Source organism: Providencia sp. 2023EL-00965 (assembly GCF_033550225.1).
Lineage (GTDB): Bacteria > Pseudomonadota > Gammaproteobacteria > Enterobacterales > Enterobacteriaceae > Providencia > Providencia manganoxydans.
In genome coordinates, this window is sequence record NZ_JAWUEH010000005.1 from 87,644 (window position 1) to 109,250 (window position 21,607).

Consider the following 21,607-nt stretch of genomic DNA (forward strand, 5'->3'; position numbering starts at 1 on the left):
AATCACTAATAAATTTTATCAGCCAGCCGCTTTCACTGCATCAGCAATACGATTAGCCATCGCCAATACATCCGCTTCGTTTTCCCCTTCGACCATGACACGGATCAAAGGCTCAGTACCTGATTTTCTGAGCAATACACGACCTTTACCCGCAAGTTCTTTTTCAACTTGCTCATTCGCCGCTAATACTGCCTCACTTTGTAGAGGGTCATGGGTACCTGCAAAACGTACGTTAACGAGTACTTGTGGCAATAATTTCATGCCGCTACACAGATCATGTAGACTCATTTGATTACGGACCATCGCACTCAGAACTTGCAAACCAGCAACAATACCGTCACCGGTTGTCGTCTTATCTAATAAGATGATGTGACCTGAGTTTTCTGCCCCCATGCGCCAACCTTTTTCTTGCAGCTTCTCAAGAACATAACGGTCACCGACTTTTGCTCGCTCAAATGGAATACCCAGTTGTTTTAGTGCGATTTCGAGACCCATATTACTCATTAGCGTCCCGATCACGCCGCCTTTGAGTTGACCTTGACGCAATGCTTCGCGGGCAATGATATAGAGGATTTGGTCGCCATCAACCTTATTACCTTGGTGATCAACCATAATTAAACGGTCACCATCACCGTCAAATGCTAGGCCAACATCGGCTTTTTCAGCGATTACGCGCTCTTGCAGCATGCGTACATCTGTTGCACCACATTTTTCATTGATATTGATGCCGTTAGGTTCGCAACCAATAGCAATAACTTCTGCCCCTAATTCGCGGAAAACGTTCGGTGCAATATGGTAAGTAGCTCCATTTGCACAATCGATAACCACTTTTAGACTAGAAAGGCTTTGTTCACTTGGGAATGTACCTTTACAAAATTCAATATAGCGACCTGCCGCATCGACAATACGGTTTGCACGGCCAAGTTCTGCCGATTCAACGCAAGTAATCGGTTTTTCCATTTCAGCTTCAATGGCTTCTTCAACTTCGTCAGGTAATTTCGTACCATCGATTGAGAAGAATTTAATCCCATTATCATCATAAGGGTTATGTGACGCTGAAATAACAATCCCTGCTTCCGCACGGAAGGTGCGAGTCAAATAAGCAACGGCTGGGGTTGGCATTGGACCTGTAAAAGAGGCTGATAGCCCCGCAGCAGCCAAACCCGCCTCTAATGATGACTCCAACATGTAGCCAGAGATACGCGTATCTTTACCAATGATAATTTTTCGCGAACCATGACGTGCCAGCACTTTTCCTGCTGCCCAACCTAATTTCAAAACAAAATCAGGTGTGATTGGGCTATCGCCCACCTTGCCACGAATACCATCGGTACCAAAATATTTACGGTTACTCATACGCTAACTTTTCCTTTTCTGACAGAGTCATCTGAACGATCTTCATTGCATCAACTGTCTCTTTAACATCATGGACACGAATAATTTGCGCTCCTTGCATCAATGCAATGGTCGCACAAGTAATGCTGCCCGCAAGCCGTTCTTGAGGTGGAACATTCAATAAGTTTCCAATCATAGATTTACGTGACATACCTGCCAATAGCGGTAATCCGAAATCATGAAACTGATCTAAATTTCCTAATAGTTGGTAATTATGCGCTAAGTTCTTACCAAAACCAAAACCTGGATCAAGTATTATCTGTTGTCGATGGATCCCTGCTGCGACACAGCGCTCAATTTCTGAATGAAAGTAATCTTTCACTTCTCGTACGACATTTTCATAATTAGGCGCTTCTTGCATCGTTCGTGGTTGACCTTGCATATGCATAAGGCAGACCGGCAAACCTGTCTTTGCCGCAACTTCTAGGCTACCCTTTTCATGTAATGAACGAATATCATTGATCAGATGCATACCAGCTTTAGCCGCTTCTGACATAACTTCTGCTTTTGAAGTATCAACAGAAATCCATACGTCAAAACGTTGTGCAATGGCTTCGACAATTGGAATAACACGCTCTAGCTCTTCATTAACTGAAACGTCAGCGGCTCCGGGGCGTGTTGATTCACCACCAATATCAATAATGGCTGCGCCTTCCTTGACCATTCTAGCAACGTGTTCAATTGCATCATGATAACGATTATGGGTGCCACCATCTGAAAATGAATCAGGAGTAACATTCAAAATCCCCATCACTTTAGGTGTTGATAAATCAAGTTCACAACCTCTAGCGCTGATTTTCATTATTATTGTGCCTCAATGTAAAAAACCCCAGTAAACTGGGGTTTGAGATTACGTGTCAAACAATAACTTACTGTGGTTTATTATCGTTTGTATTGTTTGATGAATTAGATTCATCAGTATTATCTTTTGGTTCTTCAGACGGAGAAGTATCAGTATTTGCTTCAGTTTTTGAACCACCAAAACCTGTACCAAACGAACCTGTTACATTACTCACTTTTTTGTCTTCATCCCAGCCTGCTGGCTCACGCACTGGACGTCTATTCATCAGATCATCAATCTGAGGCATATCAATCGTTTCATATTTCAATAATGCATCTTTAGTTGCATGCAAAATATCAATATTGTCAGTCAGCGTTTTATAAGCGAGCTGATAGCAGCGGTCTAGGATAATTTTGATTTCTTCATCAACAATACGTGCTGTTTCATCAGAAATACCTGAACCATTACCTGAAGAACGGCCTAAGAATGCAGGACCTTCTTCTTTAGAATACTGCATTGGGCCTAAACGGTCTGAGAAGCCCCATTGAGTTACCATGTTACGTGCGGTATTCGTAGCAAATTGAATATCCGATGAAGCACCTGTAGTGACTTTATCAGGACCATAGATCAATTCTTCCGAAATACGACCTGCGTAAGCAGTTGCAATCATACCTTCAAGTTTCAAGCGGCTACGACTCACTTCATCACCTTCAGGCAAGAAGAAAGCAACACCCAGCGCTTGTCCACGAGGAACAATGGTAACTTTGTGAACAGGGTCATGCTCAGGCATCAAATGACCAACGATCATATGACCTGCTTCATGATAAGCCGTCGACTCTTTTTGCTCTTCAGTCATCATCAGAGAACGACGTTCAGCACCCATCCAAATCTTGTCACGTGCTTTTTCAAACTCAACCATTGAAACAACACGCTTATTAGCACGAGCGGCAAACAATGCAGCTTCGTTGACTAAGTTAGCCAATTCAGCACCCGAGAAGCCCGGTGTTGCACGCGCCAAAATAAACGTATCTACGTTTGGATCAATCGGCACACGACGCATATGAACTTTCAGGATTTGCTCACGACCACGTACGTCAGGTAAACCAACCACAACTTGACGGTCGAAACGACCTGGACGTAATAATGCAGGGTCAAGAACATCTGCACGGTTAGTCGCTGCAATGACGATAATACCTTCATTGCCTTCAAAACCATCCATTTCAACTAACATTTGGTTCAATGTTTGCTCGCGTTCATCGTGACCGCCGCCTAAACCTGCGCCACGTTGACGACCGACCGCATCAATCTCATCGATAAAGATAATGCAAGGCGCTGCTTTTTTCGCTTGTTCGAACATATCACGAACACGAGATGCACCAACACCGACAAACATTTCAACGAAGTCAGAACCTGAAATAGTAAAAAATGGTACTTTTGCTTCACCAGCGATCGCTTTAGCAAGCAATGTTTTACCTGTACCCGGAGGCCCTACCATTAGGACGCCTTTAGGAATTTTACCACCCAGTTTTTGGAAACGCGCAGGTTCACGTAAGAACTCAACGATTTCGCCAACTTCTTCTTTTGCCTCATCACAACCAGCCACATCAGCAAAAGTTGTTTTGATCTGGTCTTCAGTCAGCATCCGCGCTTTGCTTTTACCGAATGACATTGCTCCTTTACCGCCACCACCTTGCATTTGGCGCATAAAGAAGATCCAGACACCAATCAACAGAAGCATTGGGAACCAGGAAATAAAAATAGATGTCAGTAAGCTAGGTTCTTCTGGTGGTTCACCAACGACAGTTACATGCTTGTTAAGCATGGTATCTAACAGCTTCTCATCCTGCATAGGAAGATAAGTTGTATAGCGGCTATTATCCGCCTTTCTGACGTTTAATTCACGACCTGTGATACGAACTTCACGTACCTGATCCTGGGCTAACTCATTGATAAACGTAGAATAATCAACTCTGCGACTATTCGAATCGCTTGGGCCAAAACTCTGGAACAAGGACATCAGAACAACTGCGATGACTAACCAGAGAATCAGGTTTTTCGCCATGTCACTCAAGGGATTAACCTCATATTACAACTGTGTTAACAAATAACGCTCAGGGTACTACAGTTTTAGCCCTGTCGCTACAATGTATACTTCACGCGATCGTGCCCGCGAAGATTCGGGTTTACGAACTTTTACCTTCGTAAATAGGGAACGGATATCCCTTAGGTACTCATCAAAGCCTTCTCCCTGAAACACTTTGACAATAAAACTTCCCCCAGGGGCCAATACTGCACGGCACATATCCAAAGCTAACTCAACCAGATACATTGATCGAGGTATATCGACCGCAGGCGTCCCGCTCATATTCGGCGCCATGTCAGACATGACCACCTGAACTTTTTTATCACCAACTCGTTCCAACAACGCTGCTAGCACTGCCTCATCGCGAAAATCACCTTGTAGGAAATCGACGCCAACAATAGGATCCATAGGTAAAATATCACATGCAATCACCCGACCATTTTGGCCTATTTGGCTGACAACATACTGTGACCAACCTCCGGGTGCTGCACCCAAATCAACAACGGTCATACCTGGTTTAAAAATTTTATCACCTTGCTGGATTTCATCCAGTTTAAACCATGCACGCGAGCGAAGTCCTTTCTTTTGTGCTTGCTGAACATATTTATCACTAAAATGTTCTTGCAACCAACGGCTGGAGCTTGCAGAACGTTTTTTATTGGCCATTGCATTTTCCAACTATACTCATAGAAACACATCTATCCCCAAAGTTCTCCAAACAACATGCTTATTAACGCTTTGACTTACATGTGACCTGAATCTTCTGGGTATTTATTGTCACTTCTTTACCACCCGATAGAGATTAATTGATGGTGATAGATATCAGATGGCGGTAGAATAAGCCATTTTCAATACTAAAGAAGTAAAAAATCGATGAATCTTAATAAAAAACAAATTCAGCACCTGAAAAGCTTAGCTCATCACTTAAACCCTGTTGTTATGATTGGCAACAATGGTTTAACTGAAGGTGTTTTAGCTGAGATTGAGCTTTCATTAGCTCACCATGAGCTTATCAAAATCAAAATCGCAGGCGAAGACCGTGAAACTAAAAACTTGATCGCTGAAGCGATTGTTCGCGAAACAGGTGCTGCAAATGTACAAATTATAGGCAAGATACTTGTTCTTTACCGCCCATCAGCTGAGCGGAAAATTATTTTACCTAAATAATTACACTTAATTTATATAAAAATGCCATTAAAGGCAGCTTCTATATGAAGAAAAAGGCCGCTAGCGGCCTTTTTCGCTAATACCGTAAAATAATATAACCAATTCAGGGAAATAGGAATTAGATATACTCAACTTTAAGAATTTCGAACTCTACATCGCCGCCTGGTGTTTTGATAACAACAACGTCATCAACTTCTTTACCTACCAAACCACGAGCAATCGGAGAGTTAACAGAAATCAGATTAACCTTAATATCTGCTTCATCATCCCCAACAATACGATAAGTCAATTCTTCATCGGTATCGACATTCAAAACGCTGACTGTTGCACCAAAAATGACACGACCGTTATTTGCCATTTTAGTCACATCAATCACTTGAGCATGCGAAAGTTTCGATTCAATTTCTTGAATTCGGCCTTCACAGAACCCCTGTTGTTCACGAGCGGCGTGATATTCTGCGTTCTCTTTCAAGTCACCGTGTTCACGTGCTTCTGCAATCGATGCAATAATTTCCGGGCGGCGGACAGATTTAAGATACTCAAGCTCTTCTCTAAGTTTATCTGCACCAAATACCGTCATTGGAATCTGTTTCATTGATAAATACCTCTGTTTCAATCCTATCTAAAAATAAGTATCTTCCTGATTTTTGTAACAACAGTACACTAAACACCCTACAACATAAGGGGGGTGTCCAAACAATACACAGGCCGTAAATGCGTTTTGAAAATGCATTCACACACTTATCTTATCACAATGGTAACCATTCTAACGTAGACTTAATAGTCGGTCATCGTTTACTTTTTCAGGCATTACACTTTAGTATGTACAGTATGTCTACCCTAATGCGTGAAATTTATGTCGTTATTAACACTCACCAGAAAATGGATCATCACTTTAGGACTCACTTTTACAGTTGGGCAAGCGCTTGCTATTCCGATTGATGATTATAAGCAATATCTACCTGATGGTACTAACCTCGCTCTGGTTGCGCAGAAAGTCGGTAGTGACACCCCCATTATTGATTACAATGCGCAGCAAATGGCACTGCCTGCCAGTACACAAAAAGTGGTCACTGCGCTAGCTGCTCTTTTGCAACTGGGGCCTGATTATCGCTTCGTCACTAACTTCGAGACGGATGCGAAACTAAATAATAATACATTAACAGGCGATCTGGTGATCCGTTTCAGCGGTGATCCTACCCTCACTCGCCAACAAATACGCAATATGGTTAACGCGTTAAAACAAGTAGGCATTCATAAAGTCGATGGCGACTTGATCGTCGATATTTCCGCATTTACCAGCCATGATAAGGCGCCAGGTTGGGTGTGGAATGACATGACTCAATGCTTTAGCGCACCACCAGCGGCGGCGATTATTGACCGCAACTGCTTTTCTGTGTCTCTTTATCCAGCCGAAAAAGTGGGTGATATGGCCTATATCAAGTCGGCTAGCTTCTACCCCGTCAATATGTTTAGTGAAGTAAAAACGATTGCTAAAGGGGCTCCTGAAGGGCGCTATTGTGAACTTGATGTCGTTCCAGGTGAATTAAATCGCTACACGTTGACAGGCTGCTTATCTCAACGTAGTGAACCATTACCTCTTGCTTTTGCGGTACAAAATGGTGCCAGCTATTCAGGTTCGATTGTTAAAAACGAATTACTCAATGCAGGTATTGAAATTACAGGCCATGTGAAGAAACGCACCTTCCCAACGGCTCAATCACAGGTGTTGGTCAAAACAGAATCGAAGCCATTACATGACTTACTGAAAGTTATGTTGAAAAAATCTGACAACATGATCGCAGACACTGTTTTTAGAACTATCGGCCGAGATTATTATGGCGTACCGGGCACATGGCGCTCTGGATCCGATGCAGTGCGGCAAGTTTTGAAACAAAAAGCAGGAATTGATTTGGCGAATACCGTGATGGTCGACGGTTCAGGTTTATCTCGTCATAACCTCATTACCCCCGCAACCATGATGGAAGTATTGCAGTTTATCGCCAAAAACGATCAGCAGCTTGACTTTATTTCGATGCTTCCTCTTGCTGGCCATGACGGAACATTACGCTATCGTGGTGGTTTAGATGAAGCCGGTGTTAATGGCAAGGTCTCTGCTAAAACTGGTGCGCTACAAGGCGTGTATAACCTAGCAGGCTTTATCACAACAGCAAGTGGCCAACGTGTTGCTTTTGTGCAATATATTTCAGCCTATGCCGTACCTCAAAATCAACAACGGACCCGACGAGCGCCATTAGTACGTTTTGAAAGTAGGCTATATAAAGATCTTTATCAAAAGAATTGATCGTTTAAGGCTATTCAAACAACAAAAAGCTCACATGGTGGGCTCAGACTGATAACGAGCCCCCTATTTTTAGTATGGGGGCTTTTTATTTCAGCGATCGTAGGTCACAATCAAATCATCTTTGCGCTATCTCAACAGTGAATAAGCACTTTCTTTAAACCTCTTTTGAGTGCATTCATTGTTATTTTTCGACTAAATGTATTCCTAAGCCACGTGTCTTAAAAATGCATAAAATACCATATACCACTAAAGCGTTACCTCTAAATAGCTAACCGAGGTAATTTCCCTGCTAAATTAGAATGATTTTATTTAACGCATTGATTTAAAAAATAAATAAAATTAAACCTATTAATACTTAGGTATCAAAAGCCCGCTTAGCTTAAAAAGCAAACAAATGTTTGCTTGACGCAGATCATGACTTATCAACAATTCTAATCGTACAAAGGTGCCAATTTAACCGTTAATCGAGGTTGTTATGGCACTCACTCAACACCCAGAAAAAATGCGTAAAGGGGTGATCGAAAATTGGGATCCTGAAAATAATGCTTTTTGGGAAAAGACTGGTCAAAAGATCGCTTCACGCAATTTATGGATTTCTGTTCCTTGTTTACTCTTATCATTCTGTGTATGGATGCTTTTTAGTGCTGTTGCAATAAATTTAAACAAAGTAGGTTTTAACTTTACCACCGACCAGTTGTTTATGTTGACTGCACTGCCTTCTGTTTCTGGTGCAATTTTACGGGTTCCTTACTCATTCGTTATCCCTATTTTTGGTGGCCGTCGCTGGACAGCAATCAGTACTGTATTTCTGATCATTCCTTGTGTTTGGCTCGGTTTTGCTGTGCAAGACACCACAACCTCTTACTCAACTTTTATTGTGATTTCACTATTATGCGGTTTCGCAGGTGCGAACTTTGCTTCAAGTATGGCCAATATCAGCTTTTTCTTCCCTAAAGCACGCCAAGGCGGTGCATTAGGGTTAAATGGCGGGTTAGGCAACCTTGGCGTTAGTGTCATGCAATTAGTTGCACCATTAGTCATTAGTGCTGGCGTTTTTGCTATGTTTAGTGGCCCCGGTGTTGTTCAACCAGATGGTTCACGTTTATGGCTAGAAAATGCAGCGTGGATTTGGGTGCCTTTCTTACTTATCCTAACATTTGCCGCATGGTTTGGTATGAACGACCTTGCTGCTAACAAAGCCTCTTTAAGGCAGCAACTGCCTGTTTTAAAACGTGGCCACCTTTGGTTGTTAAGTATTTTATATCTCTGTTCTTTTGGCTCATTTATCGGTTTTTCAGCGGGTTTTGCGATGTTATCTAAAACCCAATTTCCAGATATCGTTATCTTACATTATGCATTCTTTGGCCCTTTATTAGGCGCCTTAGCTCGCCCCGTGGGTGGGATATTGTCTGATAAATTTGGCGGTATTAGAGTCACGCTGATTAACTTCATTATTATGGCGATTTTCTCAGCCCTTCTCTTTTTAACACTACCTGAAAATGATGCTGGTGGCTCATTTATCGCGTTCTATGGCGTCTTCATGGTGTTGTTTTTAACAGCCGGTTTAGGTAGTGGTTCGACATTCCAAATGATTGCTGTGGTGTTTAGAAAAATCACCATTGATCGTATGAAAGCACAAGGCGCCTCCGATGAAGCCGCTCAAAAAGAAGCGGTCACTGAAAGCGCTGCTGCACTTGGCTTTATCTCTGCAATTGGTGCCATCGGTGGCTTTTTTATTCCTAAAGCCTTCGGTACATCGCTAGCTATGACTGGCTCGCCTGCCGGTGCAATGAAAATCTTTGTTCTATTTTATATCACTTGCGTCTTGATCACTTGGTTGGTCTATGGACGTAAACACAATAAACAATAATGACGAATTATACGCAATGTGAGAGCGCTCACGCGCATTGGGAGAGTATCTGATGAGTAAGTTTCTCGATAGATTCCGCTATTTTAAGCAGCTTGGTGATACCTTTTCAGAGGATCATGGCCAAGAGCTGAATGTTAACCGTGACTGGGAAGATGGTTACCGTAGTCGTTGGCAACACGACAAAATTGTCCGCTCTACTCATGGTGTCAACTGTACTGGCTCTTGCAGCTGGAAAATTTATGTCAAAAATGGGCTAGTGACATGGGAAACTCAGCAAACTGACTATCCACGTACACGCCCTGATTTACCGGATCATGAACCACGTGGTTGTCCTCGTGGTGCCAGTTATTCATGGTATTTATATAGTGCGAACCGCGTTAAATACCCGATGGTACGTAAGCGTCTGATTAAATTATGGCGTGAAGCAAAGGCACAATATAGCGATCCTGTTGATGCTTGGGCTTCAATTGTCAGTTCACCAGAAAAAACAAAAAGCTATAAACAAGCGCGTGGGCGTGGTGGATTCGTACGTTCATCATGGTCTGAAGTAAATGAAATCATTGCTGCTTCTAACGTGTTTACTGCAAAAGAATTTGGTCCTGATCGTATTATCGGTTTTTCCCCCATTCCAGCGATGTCAATGGTCTCATACGCCGCAGGAGCGCGCTATTTATCTCTTATTGGTGGTGCATGTTTAAGTTTCTATGATTGGTATTGTGATTTACCGCCAGCATCGCCAATGACTTGGGGAGAGCAAACAGACGTTCCTGAATCAGCCGACTGGTATAACTCTTCTTATCTGATTGCGTGGGGCTCTAACGTACCGCAAACACGAACCCCTGATGCCCACTTTTTTACCGAAGTTCGTTATAAAGGCACTAAAACCGTCGCGGTCACCCCCGATTACGCAGAAATTGCGAAACTTTGTGACCAATGGTTAAACCCAAAACAAGGCACTGATAGTGCAATGGCTATGGCGATGGGACACGTTATTCTTAACGAATTCCATGTTCAACGCCAAGCTGAATATTTTAGTAACTATGTGCGTACATACACTGATATGCCAATGTTGGTGATGTTAGACAAACACGATTCTGGCAAGTTAGTGGCGGGTCGTATGTTGCGCGCTGCGGATCTAGTCAACAATCTTGATCAAGAGAAAAATCCTGAATGGAAAACCATTGCCATTGATGAAAAAACACAGCAATTGGTTGTGCCTCAAGGCTCAATGGGTTTTCGTTGGGAAGGTGCCGCTAAATGGAATCTTGAACCTAAAGACGGCAAAACTGGCGAAGAGATCATCTTACAATTGGGGCTTTTAAATAACCATGATGATGTTGTAGACGTTGCATTCCCTTACTTTGGTGGGATCAAAAGTGAGTACTTTGAAGGTGTTGCCCTTGATGATGTGATAGTTCATAAGCTTCCAGCTAAACGCATTACACTTGCGAATGGCGAAGAAAAATACGTGACAACTGTTTATGATTTATTATTAGCTAACTATGGTGTTGATCGCGGTTTAAATGATGAAAACTGCGCCTCAAATTATGATGAAATCAAAGCATACTCACCCGCATGGGCTGAGAAAGTCACAGGGGTAAACCGCCAAGATATTATTCGTATTGCGCGTGAATTTGCTGATAATGCAGAAAAAACACATGGTCGCTCAATGGTAATTGTCGGTGCAGGTATTAACCATTGGTATCACATGGATATGACCTATCGTGGCATTATCAATATGCTGATTTTCTGCGGTTGTGTCGGTCAAAGTGGTGGTGGCTGGGCACACTATGTTGGACAAGAAAAACTGCGTCCACAAACCGGTTGGTTGCCATTAGCCTTTGGCCTTGATTGGCAACGCCCTCCTCGTCATATGAACAGTACATCATTTTTCTATAACCACTCAAGTCAGTGGCGTTATGAAACGGTGTCGCCAACAGAGTTATTATCGCCATTAGCCGATAAATCACGCTTTAGCGGTAGTTTGATTGATATGAATGTGCGTTCAGAACGCATGGGATGGCTGCCATCAGCTCCTCAATTAAATGTCAATCCTCTGACTATTGCCCAAAAAGCACAAGAAGCGGGGATCAGTGCAGCTGACTACACTGTTAATGCATTAAAATCAGGTGAAATTCGCTTTGCATCAGAGCAACCTGATAACCCTCAAAACTTCCCTCGCAATTTATTTATCTGGCGTTCTAACCTATTAGGCTCGGCTGGTAAAGGGCATGAATATTTATTGAAATATCTGTTGGGCACAGAGAACGGCTTACAAGGGAAAGATTTAGGTGAACAAGGCCAAGTCAAACCACAAGAGGTCGAATGGCAAGATAACGGCGGCGAAGGTAAAGTTGATTTAGTGGTGACATTAGATTTCCGTATGTCGAGCACCTGCTTATTCTCCGATATCGTTTTACCAACCGCAACTTGGTATGAAAAAGATGATATGAATACCTCGGATATGCATCCCTTTATTCATCCATTAACGGCTGCGGTTGATCCTGCTTGGGAATCTAAAACGGACTGGGAGATTTATAAAGGCATCGCTAAAACCTTCTCTAAACTTTGCGTTGGTCATTTAGGTGTCGAAACTGACTTGGTGACATTACCGATCCAGCATGACTCTGCGGCTGAAATGGCACAACCTTTTGATGTGAAAGATTGGAAAAAAGGTGAATGTGATCTTATTCCAGGGAAAACAGCACCGCACCTTATTTCAGTAGAGCGTGATTACCCGAACACCTATGCCCGATTTACGTCATTAGGACCTCTCATGGATAAACTGGGCAATGGTGGTAAAGGGATCAGCTGGAATACACAAACAGAAGTCGATTTCCTGAAAAAACTCAATCGTGTTCGTCATGACGGTACAGCAAAAGGACGCCCTGTCATTGAGACCGCAATTGATGCGGCAGAAGTTATTCTCTCTTTAGCGCCTGAAACTAACGGTCAAGTGGCGGTAAAAGCATGGGATGCACTGAGTAAAGTCACAGGACGTGACCACACTCATTTAGCAACAGTCAAAGAAGATGAAAAAATTCGTTTCCGCGATATCGTTGCTCAGCCTCGTAAGATCATTTCAAGCCCAACATGGTCGGGTCTTGAAGATGAACATGTTTCTTATAATGCCTGCTATACCAACGTTCACGAGATGATCCCTTGGCGTACTTTGAGTGGCCGTCAACAGCTATATCAAGATCACGAGTGGATGCGTGCTTATGGCGAAAGTTTAGTGGTTTATCGCCCACCAATTGATACTAAAGCTATTGATGCAGTTAAAGGTAAGAAACCTAATGGTTTCCCTGAAAAAGCACTCAATTTCCTTACTCCTCACCAGAAATGGGGGATCCACTCAACCTATAGCGATAACTTACTCATGTTAACGCTAGGCCGTGGAGGGCCTGTGGTGTGGTTAAGTGAAGATGATGCCAAAGAGATGGGAATTAGCGATAACGATTGGGTTGAAGCCTATAACAGTAATGGGGCACTGACTGCGAGAGCGATTGTCAGTCAACGTATTCCAGACGGCATGATTTATATGTATCACGCACAAGAGCGTCAAATTAACCTGCCGGGCTCTGAAATCACAGGAATGCGTGGTGGTATTCATAACTCAGTGACCCGTGTTTGCCCTAAACCAACGCATATGATTGGTGGATACGCTCAGCTAGCTTATAGCTTTAACTACTACGGTACTGTGGGCTCTAACCGTGATGAGTTTGTTGTTGTGCGTAAAATGAAACGGGTTGATTGGCTCGATGGTGAAGGGGATGCTTATCAACAAACCCTGAATGGACAGGAGAAGGCATAATGAAAATTCGTTCACAAGTCGGCATGGTACTGAACCTCGACAAATGTATCGGCTGTCATACCTGTTCAGTGACCTGTAAAAATGTTTGGACTAGTCGCGAAGGTGTTGAATATGCATGGTTCAATAACGTTGAAACAAAGCCGGGTATAGGCTATCCGCAAAACTGGGAAGATCAAGAAAAGTGGAAAGGCGGCTGGATCAAAAATATTAAAGGTAAGTTAGTACCAAGAATGGGGAACCGTGTTGGTCTATTATCTAAAATTTTTGCTAACCCAGATGTACCGGCCTTAGACGATTACTATGAGCCCTTTGATTATGACTATGAACATTTAAAAAATGCTCCTGAAGGCTCTTTACCAACAGCTCGCCCTCGTTCGTTGATCACCGGTCAGCGTATGACGAAAATCGAAAATGGGCCAAATTGGGAAGATGATTTAGGGGGGGAATTTAGTAAACGTGCAGCAGATAAAAACTTCGCCCATATGCAAAAAGAAATGTATGGGCAGTTTGAAAATACATTCATGATGTATTTACCACGTTTATGTGAACACTGCTTAAACCCTGCTTGTGTTGCAACCTGCCCAAGTGGTGCAATTTATAAACGCGCCGAAGATGGCATTGTATTGATAGATCAAGATAAATGCCGTGGTTGGCGCATGTGTTTAACCGGATGCCCATACAAAAAAATCTACTTTAACTGGAAAAGTGGTAAGTCAGAAAAATGTATTTTCTGCTATCCACGCATTGAAGCAGGTCAACCAACCTTGTGTTCTGAAACCTGTGTGGGGCGTATTCGTTATCTAGGTGTGATGCTGTATGACGCTGATAAAATCTCACAAGCAGCTAGTGCTGATAACGAAACAGATCTCTATCAAAGCCAATTAGATATCTTCTTAGATCCTTTCGATCCTGAAGTAATTAAAGCAGCAGAAGAGCAAGGTATTCCACTCAGTGTAATTGATGCCGCACAGCGTTCGCCTGTCTATAAAATGGCGGTGGATTGGAAGTTGGCTTTACCATTACACCCTGAATATCGCACTTTACCCATGGTGTGGTATGTACCACCTCTATCGCCAATCCAATCAGCAGCAGATGCAGGTGTATTACCACATACTGGTGTGCTACCTGATGTAGAAAGTTTACGAATTCCTGTTCAGTATTTAGCAAACTTACTGACTGCCGGTGATACGGCTCCTGTTTTATTAGCCTTAAAACGCATGTTAGCAATGCGTCATTACAAACGCGCTGAAACCGTTGAAGGAAAAACAGATCTAAGCGCATTAGAGCAAGTTGGATTAACCGAAGCACAGGCGCAAGAGATGTATCGCTATCTGGCCATCGCTAATTATGAAGATCGCTTTGTGATCCCATCAAGCCACCGTGAATTAGCCAGAGAAGCCTTCCCTGAGCGGAATGGCTGTGGTTTTAGCTTTGGTGATGGTTGTCATGGTAGCGATAGCAAATTTAATCTGTTTAATAGTCATCGTATTGATGCCATTGATATCACATCAAAAACACCTCAAGACCAACGCCGTTCAGAGGAGAAAATATAATGATCGCTCTGAAAGTTATTTCTCATCTCTTAGATTATCCCACTCAGGAGCTGTGGGATAACCGAAGTGAACTTATTGATGCATTACAGGAAGCTGATGAACTTCCTGTAACTCAAGTTGCGAAATTAATGGCCTTTATTCACCGATTAACACAACAAGAGTTATTAGATGCGCAATCTCACTACAGTGAACTTTTTGATCGAGGTAGAGCAAGATCGTTATTGTTATTTGAGCACGTTCATGGTGAATCTCGCTCCCGAGGTCAGGCAATGGTTGATCTGTTAAATCAATATCAACAAGCTGGGATCACGTTAAGCAGTCGTGAGCTTCCCGACTATTTACCGACTTATCTTGAGTATTTAACACTGCTATCTACCACTGAATGCATTGAAGGATTAAATAACATTGCCCCTATTTTGGCCCTGTTGGCTGAGCGTTTAAAACAACGAGGTAGTGATTATCATGCACTGTTTGATGTGTTGCTTTGTCTCTCACAAAGTGAATTAGATGCATCACAATTGGCCGCTCAGGTAGAGAAAGAGCCTTTAGATGATACTCCTGCTGCATTAGATGCTGTATGGGAAGAAGAGCAAGTGACCTTTCTTGGAGAAGGTGCTCAATGTGGCAATAACAAAATTAGCCAACATCAGCGTCGCTTTGCACAAGAGACCAAAGTTCAATATTTCAACGTGGGGAATTCGTTGGGTACGGGAGCACAAAAATGAATTACATCAATATGTTATTTTTTGATATCTATCCCTATATTGCCGGTGCTGTTTTTATTATCGGTAGTTGGTTACGTTACGACTATGGTCAATATACGTGGCGTGCCGGTTCTAGCCAGATGTTAGACAAAAAAAACATGCGACTTGCTTCTAACTTGTTTCATATCGGGATCATCGGCGTTTTTGTAGGTCACTTTTTGGGCATGTTAACGCCACATTGGATGTATGAATCTTTCTTGCCCATTGAATATAAGCAGATCATGGCCATGGTCGGGGGCGGTACTTGTGGAGTATTAATGTTAATCGGTGGTGTGATGCTATTAAAACGTCGTTTAACCAATCCACGAATTAGAGCGACATCTTCATTTGGTGACATTATGATTTTAACGCTTTTAGTTATTCAGGTTGCGTTAGGTCTGCTCACGATCCCATTCTCTGCTCAACATATGGATGGCAGTGAAATGATGAAGCTAGTTGCTTGGGCACAATCAATTGTGACATTCCATGGCGGTGCTTCAGCAAACCTTGAAGGTGTTGCATGGGTATTTAAATTACACATTTTCTTAGGAATGACAATTTTCTTACTGTTCCCGTTCTGCCGGTTAGTCCATATCTGGAGCGTACCAATTGAGTATTTAACTCGTCGATATCAAATTGTCCGTAATCGCCATTAATGAATGCTCGCCTAATAGCTATTGAGAAACCTTTAACTCCCCCGTCCGCGGGGGTTTTATCTCTTTTTGTTAATAAAATATCAATACATTTTTGAATGGTTAGAATAATAAGCTTTAGATCCATTGAAGCATGACGGATCCTATATGATGATATCGACTTTACCAATCAGATGATCTTCGCAAAGCCACTTGCTTCGAACTGATACTGCTGAGGTAAGCGTTTTTTTAACGCATCGGTTAGATGCACTATTTATACTAGCTTAGCTAGATAAAAGCCCTAACTAAAAAGCTAGGGCTTTGTCCGCAATCTGAGTCCCATCTGATGGGAGTTTAGATCGTTCGATTACTTTTGATAGATGATTTCAACGCCTTCGTCGTCTTCATCATCCCAGTCGTCATCCCAATCATCGTCGAGATCTTCTGCACCTTCGAGCTGCTCTTTATGATAGTCATCCCACATAAATTCAACTTTTTCAGGTTGTTTCTCGTCTTCTGTCACTGCCATATCACGAGGTTGAGTTTCCATAAACTCCATAATGTCCCAGCACAGCGCTTTGACACCTTCGTGATTTACCGCAGAGATCATATAGTATTTATCTTCCCAGCCCATTGCTTTAGCAATTTCAGCCGCACGTATAGCAGACTCTTCAGCGCCGAGAATATCCACTTTATTAAAGACTAACCAACGTGGTTTCTCTGCAAGTTTTTCGCTGTATTTTTCAAGTTCGCTAACAATGATCTTGGCGTTTTCAACAGGATCAGACTCGTCAATTGGGCAAATGTCGATCAGGTGCAATAACACCCGACAGCGCTCTAAGTGTTTAAGGAAACGGATCCCTAAACCTGCACCTTCTGCGGCCCCTTCAATCAAACCAGGGATATCTGCAACCACAAAGCTTTTTTCGTTATCCATACGTACCACGCCTAAGCTAGGCACAAGTGTTGTAAATGGATAATCGGCAACCTTTGGTTTTGCTGCTGATACTGAGCGAATAAAGGTAGATTTGCCTGCATTAGGCATTCCCAACATCCCTACATCAGCTAATAGCATCAGTTCTAGCATCAAATCGCGCGTTTCACCTGGCGTACCCATGGTACGTTGACGTGGAGCACGGTTGACAGAGGATTTAAAACGAGTATTACCTAAACCGTGAAAACCACCTTTAGCAACCATATGACGCTGTTCGTGACGCGTCATATCTCCAAGTATCTCTCCAGTACCTAAATCGCGTACACGCGTTCCTACAGGTACTTTAATCGTGATATCTTGACCACGCTTACCTGTACATTCACGACTTTGGCCGTTCTGACCGCGCTCAGCACGGAAAGACTTTTCAAAACGGTAATCGATTAGCGTATTGAGGTTCTCATCTGCTTGTAAGTAGACGTCACCGCCGTCACCGCCGTCACCGCCGTCAGGCCCGCCTTTTGGAATGTATTTTTCACGACGGAAGCTGACACAACCATTGCCACCATCTCCCGCCACAACCAATATTTTGGCTTCATCAACAAATTTCATAATTCTTTCTCCGTTTGATAGCCATATTATAGTGCTGGATGGCTGTATTACCCAGAGATGGCGTATTTTGAATATAAAAAGCCCCGCAAAAAGTTTTTGCAGGGCTTTAATTCGAATTAAAAGTCAGAAAACTTATTCAGCTTCGATGCTGATAAATTTACGATTGTTAGGACCTTTAACTTCAAATTTAACTTTACCGTCCGCTAAAGCGTACAGAGTGTGGTCACGGCCACAACCTACGTTGTTACCTGCGTGGAACTTAGTACCACGTTGACGAACGATGATGCTACCTGCTAATACAGCTTCACCACCAAAACGTTTTACACCCAGACGTTTTGCTTCTGAATCGCGACCGTTACGAGTCGAGCCGCCAGCCTTTTTGTGTGCCATTAATCTGCTCTCCTAAATCTTAAGCGATGCCAGTGATCTTAACATCAGTGAACCACTGACGGTGACCCTGTTGTTTACGGCTGTGTTTACGACGACGGAACTTAACGATTTTAACTTTATCGCCACGACCGTGAGCAACCACTTCCGCTTTAACTTTAACGCCTTCAACGACAGGAGCGCCGATTTTGATATCGTCGCCGTTAGCAACCATCAGAACGTGATCAAATTCAACAGTTTCACCTGTTGCGATGTCCAGCTTCTCTAGGCGGACAGTTTGACCTTCGCTAACTCGGTGTTGTTTACCACCACTTTGGAAAACCGCGTACATATTAACTCCGCTTTCCGCGTACCCGCTAAAAAAATTTAATGCAAGAGCACGCTATAAAATATTCACAATAGGGCGCGAATTCTACGCAAAAAAGCATCGAAACACAAGCCAATAATGCAGTTAGATCACAAAAAAACCGACTTTTTTATTCGATGCGCTAACTAACCCTTAATTTATGATGAATAACTCGAATTGTTACTTATTTAAACATTTTTTGCATTACAACTAATTATCTTAGAAATATTAATGTTATGCTTACAAGATAACTGTTCCAATGGCAGCACCCTTTTTATGAGTTGGTAGCGGCTAAAATTTAATAATATGAATAAATTACAATGAATTTAGAATCTATTGTTGAACTGACTAGCGAGGATATGTCAGCGGTAAACGAAGCGATCCTCAGTCAATTGAATTCAGACGTTGCGCTAATTAACCAGCTTGGTTATTACATTGTTAGCGGCGGCGGAAAAAGGATCCGCCCGATGATCGCAGTATTGGCTGGACGATCCCTCGGCTATTCAGGGCATAAACATATCCAAGTTGCAGCATTGATTGAATTTATCCATACCGCAACATTATTGCATGACGATGTGGTTGATGAATCTGATATGCGGCGGGGTAAACAAACGGCGAATGCTGTCTTTGGAAATGCAGCTAGCGTTCTTGTCGGAGACTTTATTTATACACGATCCTTTCAAATGATGACGGATCTTGATTCAATGCGTGTATTAAAGCTAATGTCCGAAGCGACTAACGTGATCGCTGAAGGTGAAGTTTTACAGCTGATGAACTGCAACGATCCGAATATTACTGAAGATAACTATATGCAGGTGATCTACAGTAAAACAGCACGTTTATTTGAAGCTGCTGCTCATGCTTCTGCTATTTTAGCATCGGCAACGCCCGAACAAGAAAAAGCACTCCAAGACTACGGTCGCTATCTCGGCACTGCATTTCAATTAATCGATGATTTACTCGATTATGATGCAGATAACACTCAGTTAGGGAAAAATACGGGCGACGATCTTGATGAAGGAAAACCAACGCTTCCTCTTCTCCATGCCATGAATAATGGTACTGAAGAAGAATCAGCAATGATCCGCCAAGCAATTGAACAAGGTAATGGCCGCCACCTGTTAGAAGCCGTGCTTGCAACCATGAAACGTTGTGGTTCTCTTGAATATACCTATGCTCGGGCACAACAAGAATCACAAAAAGCCATTGATGCTTTGAGTATCATTGATGATTCAATATACAAAGATGCGCTTATCAGCCTCGCCGAAGTCGCTATTTCACGTCACTCGTAGCCTAAACGAGTGTGAGTTGAAGGGGGAATGAACCTATTCTTCCCCTTTTTCTTCTTTATCTATCTGAACCAATAATGATGACAAACCGTAACGCAGAATATATTTAACCACTTTATCTCGTTCGGTTTCTGTAAGCTGGTAATACGCTTCTGTCCAGATTTGAGAGCCATCCATTCTATGGCTTTGATAGCCAACAGTAGGTTCAGCAAGACTCAATTGGTTCTGTATTTCCCCTGGCAAGCTATCGAGATAATATTCTACCGCTTTACCTTGTACACCACGCTTACGACGATTTTTCCACCCTTCTCTTCTTGCCATTAAATTGATGCCTTGAGGAGAGGTAGGTAAGCCTTCTAAACCTGCTAATTCTTTCGCAGTGAACCACATTTTTTTCATATTATCTCTTTCGAACTTATATTATGAAATCTGCCGTTGAGGCTGTTATATCTAACGGTTATTAACCAAGAATAATGTTCTGTTATATAGATATTCTTCATTAATTACCTTCAATTCATTTTTCAGGTAAATTATTTTTTATTAATTAAATCCACTAATGCGATTACGCCTTCACGCATAATAAATGCCAATATCTTACCGCGCTCTGCTGTTGAAAGTTGGTTGTAAATCTCTTGCCAAATAAATGCACTGTCATGGTGTTTTACTTGATATGGCATAGGTGCTTCATAAACAGAAGCGGGCTCAAATAAGCCTTCTGGTAGGCTATTTATATGATATTCCAATGCTTTACCTTGAATACCTCGCCGCTTACGGCATAGCCAATTTTCTCTACGCGCCATTGCATTAATACCTTGAGTCGTCATTGGTAATCCCTTTAAACCGACTAACTCTTTCGCTGTTAACCATTCTTTTTGCATGCCTGACCCTCCTAGTCACGATGTACAATTTAATAATAATTGCTGAAAAATGTTTTTATTTTCTCAATAACCTTATTCTCTTTTGTTTTATGAAAATTAATTATTAGTTAGTTTATGAGTTATACATGTAAAATGTATTTTAATTTCTTTTAATAACAATAAATTGGCTGAAAATTCACTGGCAGTTCTCTTTTTTCTCTTTATGTTGCTTCTATATTACAAATACTTTTAACTATAATCGTTAATATGCCAATTTTTATAAATAACTAAAAATAGTTAGTTTTTGTTTTCAATATCTTATATTAGCTCACAAATATAAATGCTAAATCTTTCTCATATTTCACAAAAATAGAATACCTTTCATAAAACTGAATTTTCAGAAAAAATTAGAAATATTTTTGGGAAATTTCTGTTATTTTATTTCCAATAACAGGACGATTGCAGTGAATGTATCACAATCTTCTGTTAGATGTACCACTAACTCTACATGATTCTGAGTAAAAAAAGGACTAAAAAATGATTTTACGGAAATCGGATTGGCACCCAGCAGATATTATTGCGGCTTTACGTAAGCGAGGCACAACTTTAGCCGCGATTTCTCGCCATGCGGGACTGAGTTCATCAACACTTGCTAATGCATTATCTCGTCCATGGCCAAAAGGTGAATGGATTATTGCTAATTTCCTCGAGATCCATCCCTCTGAAATATGGCCAAGTCGCTATTTCAATCCAGTTACAGGTGAATTGTTGGAAAGAAAAGTAAGAGATAAGCCACAGTTACAGAGTTGAAAGAACATAAAAAAACCGCTGTTCGACAGTCA

19 protein-coding genes are annotated in these 21,607 nt (G+C 42.1%); 9 read left to right on the forward strand and 10 right to left on the reverse strand.

Annotated features, from left to right (window positions below; all coding sequences use genetic code 11):
• Nucleotides 1–18: 18 nt before the first annotated feature.
• The 4 genes from glmM to rlmE form a co-directional block, all read right to left on the reverse strand.
• On the reverse strand, nucleotides 19–1,356 hold the full coding sequence (gene glmM / locus SC428_RS08605) for a phosphoglucosamine mutase (RefSeq protein ID WP_070925576.1): 1,338 nt from the start codon (nucleotides 1,354–1,356) through the stop codon (nucleotides 19–21).
• Entirely contained in the window at nucleotides 1,349–2,197 is an 849-nt protein-coding gene (gene folP / locus SC428_RS08610) for a dihydropteroate synthase (protein ID WP_070925577.1), read from the reverse strand. Before folP ends, glmM begins: the two co-directional genes overlap by 8 nt.
• A 67-nt stretch (nucleotides 2,198–2,264) precedes the next feature.
• Entirely contained in the window at nucleotides 2,265–4,238 is a 1,974-nt protein-coding gene (gene ftsH / locus SC428_RS08615; protein ID WP_070925578.1) for an ATP-dependent zinc metalloprotease FtsH, read from the reverse strand.
• 57 nt (nucleotides 4,239–4,295) lie between these two features.
• Complete coding sequence (gene rlmE / locus SC428_RS08620; protein WP_070925579.1) at nucleotides 4,296–4,925, reverse strand: 23S rRNA (uridine(2552)-2'-O)-methyltransferase RlmE; 630 nt, start codon at nucleotides 4,923–4,925, stop codon at nucleotides 4,296–4,298.
• A 207-nt stretch (nucleotides 4,926–5,132) separates the two neighbouring features.
• On the opposite strand from rlmE, the gene yhbY reads away from it, so the two are divergent.
• Nucleotides 5,133–5,426 (forward strand): ribosome assembly RNA-binding protein YhbY, encoded by a 294-nt coding sequence (gene yhbY, locus SC428_RS08625; protein ID WP_070925580.1) that lies wholly within the window; start codon nucleotides 5,133–5,135, stop codon nucleotides 5,424–5,426.
• 118 nt (nucleotides 5,427–5,544) lie between these two features.
• On the opposite strand, the gene greA is transcribed toward yhbY, so the two are convergent.
• The gene (gene greA / locus SC428_RS08630) at nucleotides 5,545–6,021 is read right to left on the reverse strand and encodes a transcription elongation factor GreA (protein ID WP_070925581.1); all 477 of its coding nucleotides are present in this window, start codon (nucleotides 6,019–6,021) and stop codon (nucleotides 5,545–5,547) included.
• Nucleotides 6,022–6,282: 261 nt separating this feature from the next.
• Between greA and dacB the strand changes: the two genes are divergently transcribed.
• The 6 genes from dacB (at nucleotide 6,283) to narI (ending at nucleotide 16,367) form a co-directional block, all read left to right on the forward strand.
• Complete coding sequence (gene dacB / locus SC428_RS08635) at nucleotides 6,283–7,731, forward strand: serine-type D-Ala-D-Ala carboxypeptidase (protein ID WP_140181059.1); 1,449 nt, start codon at nucleotides 6,283–6,285, stop codon at nucleotides 7,729–7,731.
• 475 nt (nucleotides 7,732–8,206) lie between these two features.
• Nucleotides 8,207–9,601, forward strand: a complete 1,395-nt coding sequence (locus tag SC428_RS08640) for a NarK family nitrate/nitrite MFS transporter (RefSeq protein WP_070925583.1) — start codon at nucleotides 8,207–8,209, stop codon at nucleotides 9,599–9,601.
• A 52-nt stretch (nucleotides 9,602–9,653) separates the two neighbouring features.
• A complete protein-coding gene (locus tag SC428_RS08645; protein WP_140185973.1) occupies nucleotides 9,654–13,415 on the forward strand; it encodes a nitrate reductase subunit alpha in 3,762 nt (1,253 codons plus the stop codon).
• Entirely contained in the window at nucleotides 13,415–14,968 is a 1,554-nt protein-coding gene (gene narH / locus SC428_RS08650) for a nitrate reductase subunit beta (RefSeq protein ID WP_140181065.1), read from the forward strand. The genes SC428_RS08645 and narH overlap by 1 nt, the downstream gene beginning before the upstream one ends.
• Entirely contained in the window at nucleotides 14,968–15,693 is a 726-nt protein-coding gene (gene narJ / locus SC428_RS08655; protein ID WP_070925587.1) for a nitrate reductase molybdenum cofactor assembly chaperone, read from the forward strand. The genes narH and narJ overlap by 1 nt, the downstream gene beginning before the upstream one ends.
• Complete coding sequence (gene narI, locus SC428_RS08660) at nucleotides 15,690–16,367, forward strand: respiratory nitrate reductase subunit gamma (protein ID WP_318707094.1); 678 nt, start codon at nucleotides 15,690–15,692, stop codon at nucleotides 16,365–16,367. Before narJ ends, narI begins: the two co-directional genes overlap by 4 nt.
• A gap of 343 nt (nucleotides 16,368–16,710) precedes the next feature.
• On the opposite strand, the gene cgtA is transcribed toward narI, so the two are convergent.
• The 3 genes from cgtA to rplU form a co-directional block, all read right to left on the reverse strand.
• Complete coding sequence (gene cgtA, locus SC428_RS08665; protein ID WP_070925591.1) at nucleotides 16,711–17,886, reverse strand: Obg family GTPase CgtA; 1,176 nt, start codon at nucleotides 17,884–17,886, stop codon at nucleotides 16,711–16,713.
• 132 nt (nucleotides 17,887–18,018) lie between these two features.
• Entirely contained in the window at nucleotides 18,019–18,276 is a 258-nt protein-coding gene (rpmA, locus tag SC428_RS08670; protein WP_070925593.1) for a 50S ribosomal protein L27, read from the reverse strand.
• Nucleotides 18,277–18,295: 19 nt separating this feature from the next.
• Complete coding sequence (gene rplU / locus SC428_RS08675) at nucleotides 18,296–18,604, reverse strand: 50S ribosomal protein L21 (protein WP_004915752.1); 309 nt, start codon at nucleotides 18,602–18,604, stop codon at nucleotides 18,296–18,298.
• A gap of 335 nt (nucleotides 18,605–18,939) precedes the next feature.
• Here rplU and ispB point away from each other — a divergent pair, with 335 nt between their 5' ends.
• Complete coding sequence (gene ispB / locus SC428_RS08680) at nucleotides 18,940–19,911, forward strand: octaprenyl diphosphate synthase (protein WP_070925595.1); 972 nt, start codon at nucleotides 18,940–18,942, stop codon at nucleotides 19,909–19,911.
• A gap of 33 nt (nucleotides 19,912–19,944) precedes the next feature.
• Here the strand turns inward: ispB and SC428_RS08685 are convergent, their stop codons facing one another.
• Together SC428_RS08685 and SC428_RS08690 are read right to left on the reverse strand one after the other, a co-directional pair.
• Nucleotides 19,945–20,307, reverse strand: a complete 363-nt coding sequence (locus SC428_RS08685; protein ID WP_070925597.1) for a DNA-binding protein — start codon at nucleotides 20,305–20,307, stop codon at nucleotides 19,945–19,947.
• Between the two features lie 131 nt (nucleotides 20,308–20,438).
• Nucleotides 20,439–20,786, reverse strand: coding sequence for a DNA-binding protein (locus SC428_RS08690; protein WP_070925599.1), 348 nt, complete (start codon nucleotides 20,784–20,786; stop codon nucleotides 20,439–20,441).
• A 516-nt stretch (nucleotides 20,787–21,302) separates the two neighbouring features.
• On the opposite strand from SC428_RS08690, the gene SC428_RS08695 reads away from it, so the two are divergent.
• Nucleotides 21,303–21,575, forward strand: a complete 273-nt coding sequence (locus SC428_RS08695) for a helix-turn-helix domain-containing protein (protein ID WP_070925600.1) — start codon at nucleotides 21,303–21,305, stop codon at nucleotides 21,573–21,575.
• Nucleotides 21,576–21,607: the final 32 nt, after the last annotated feature.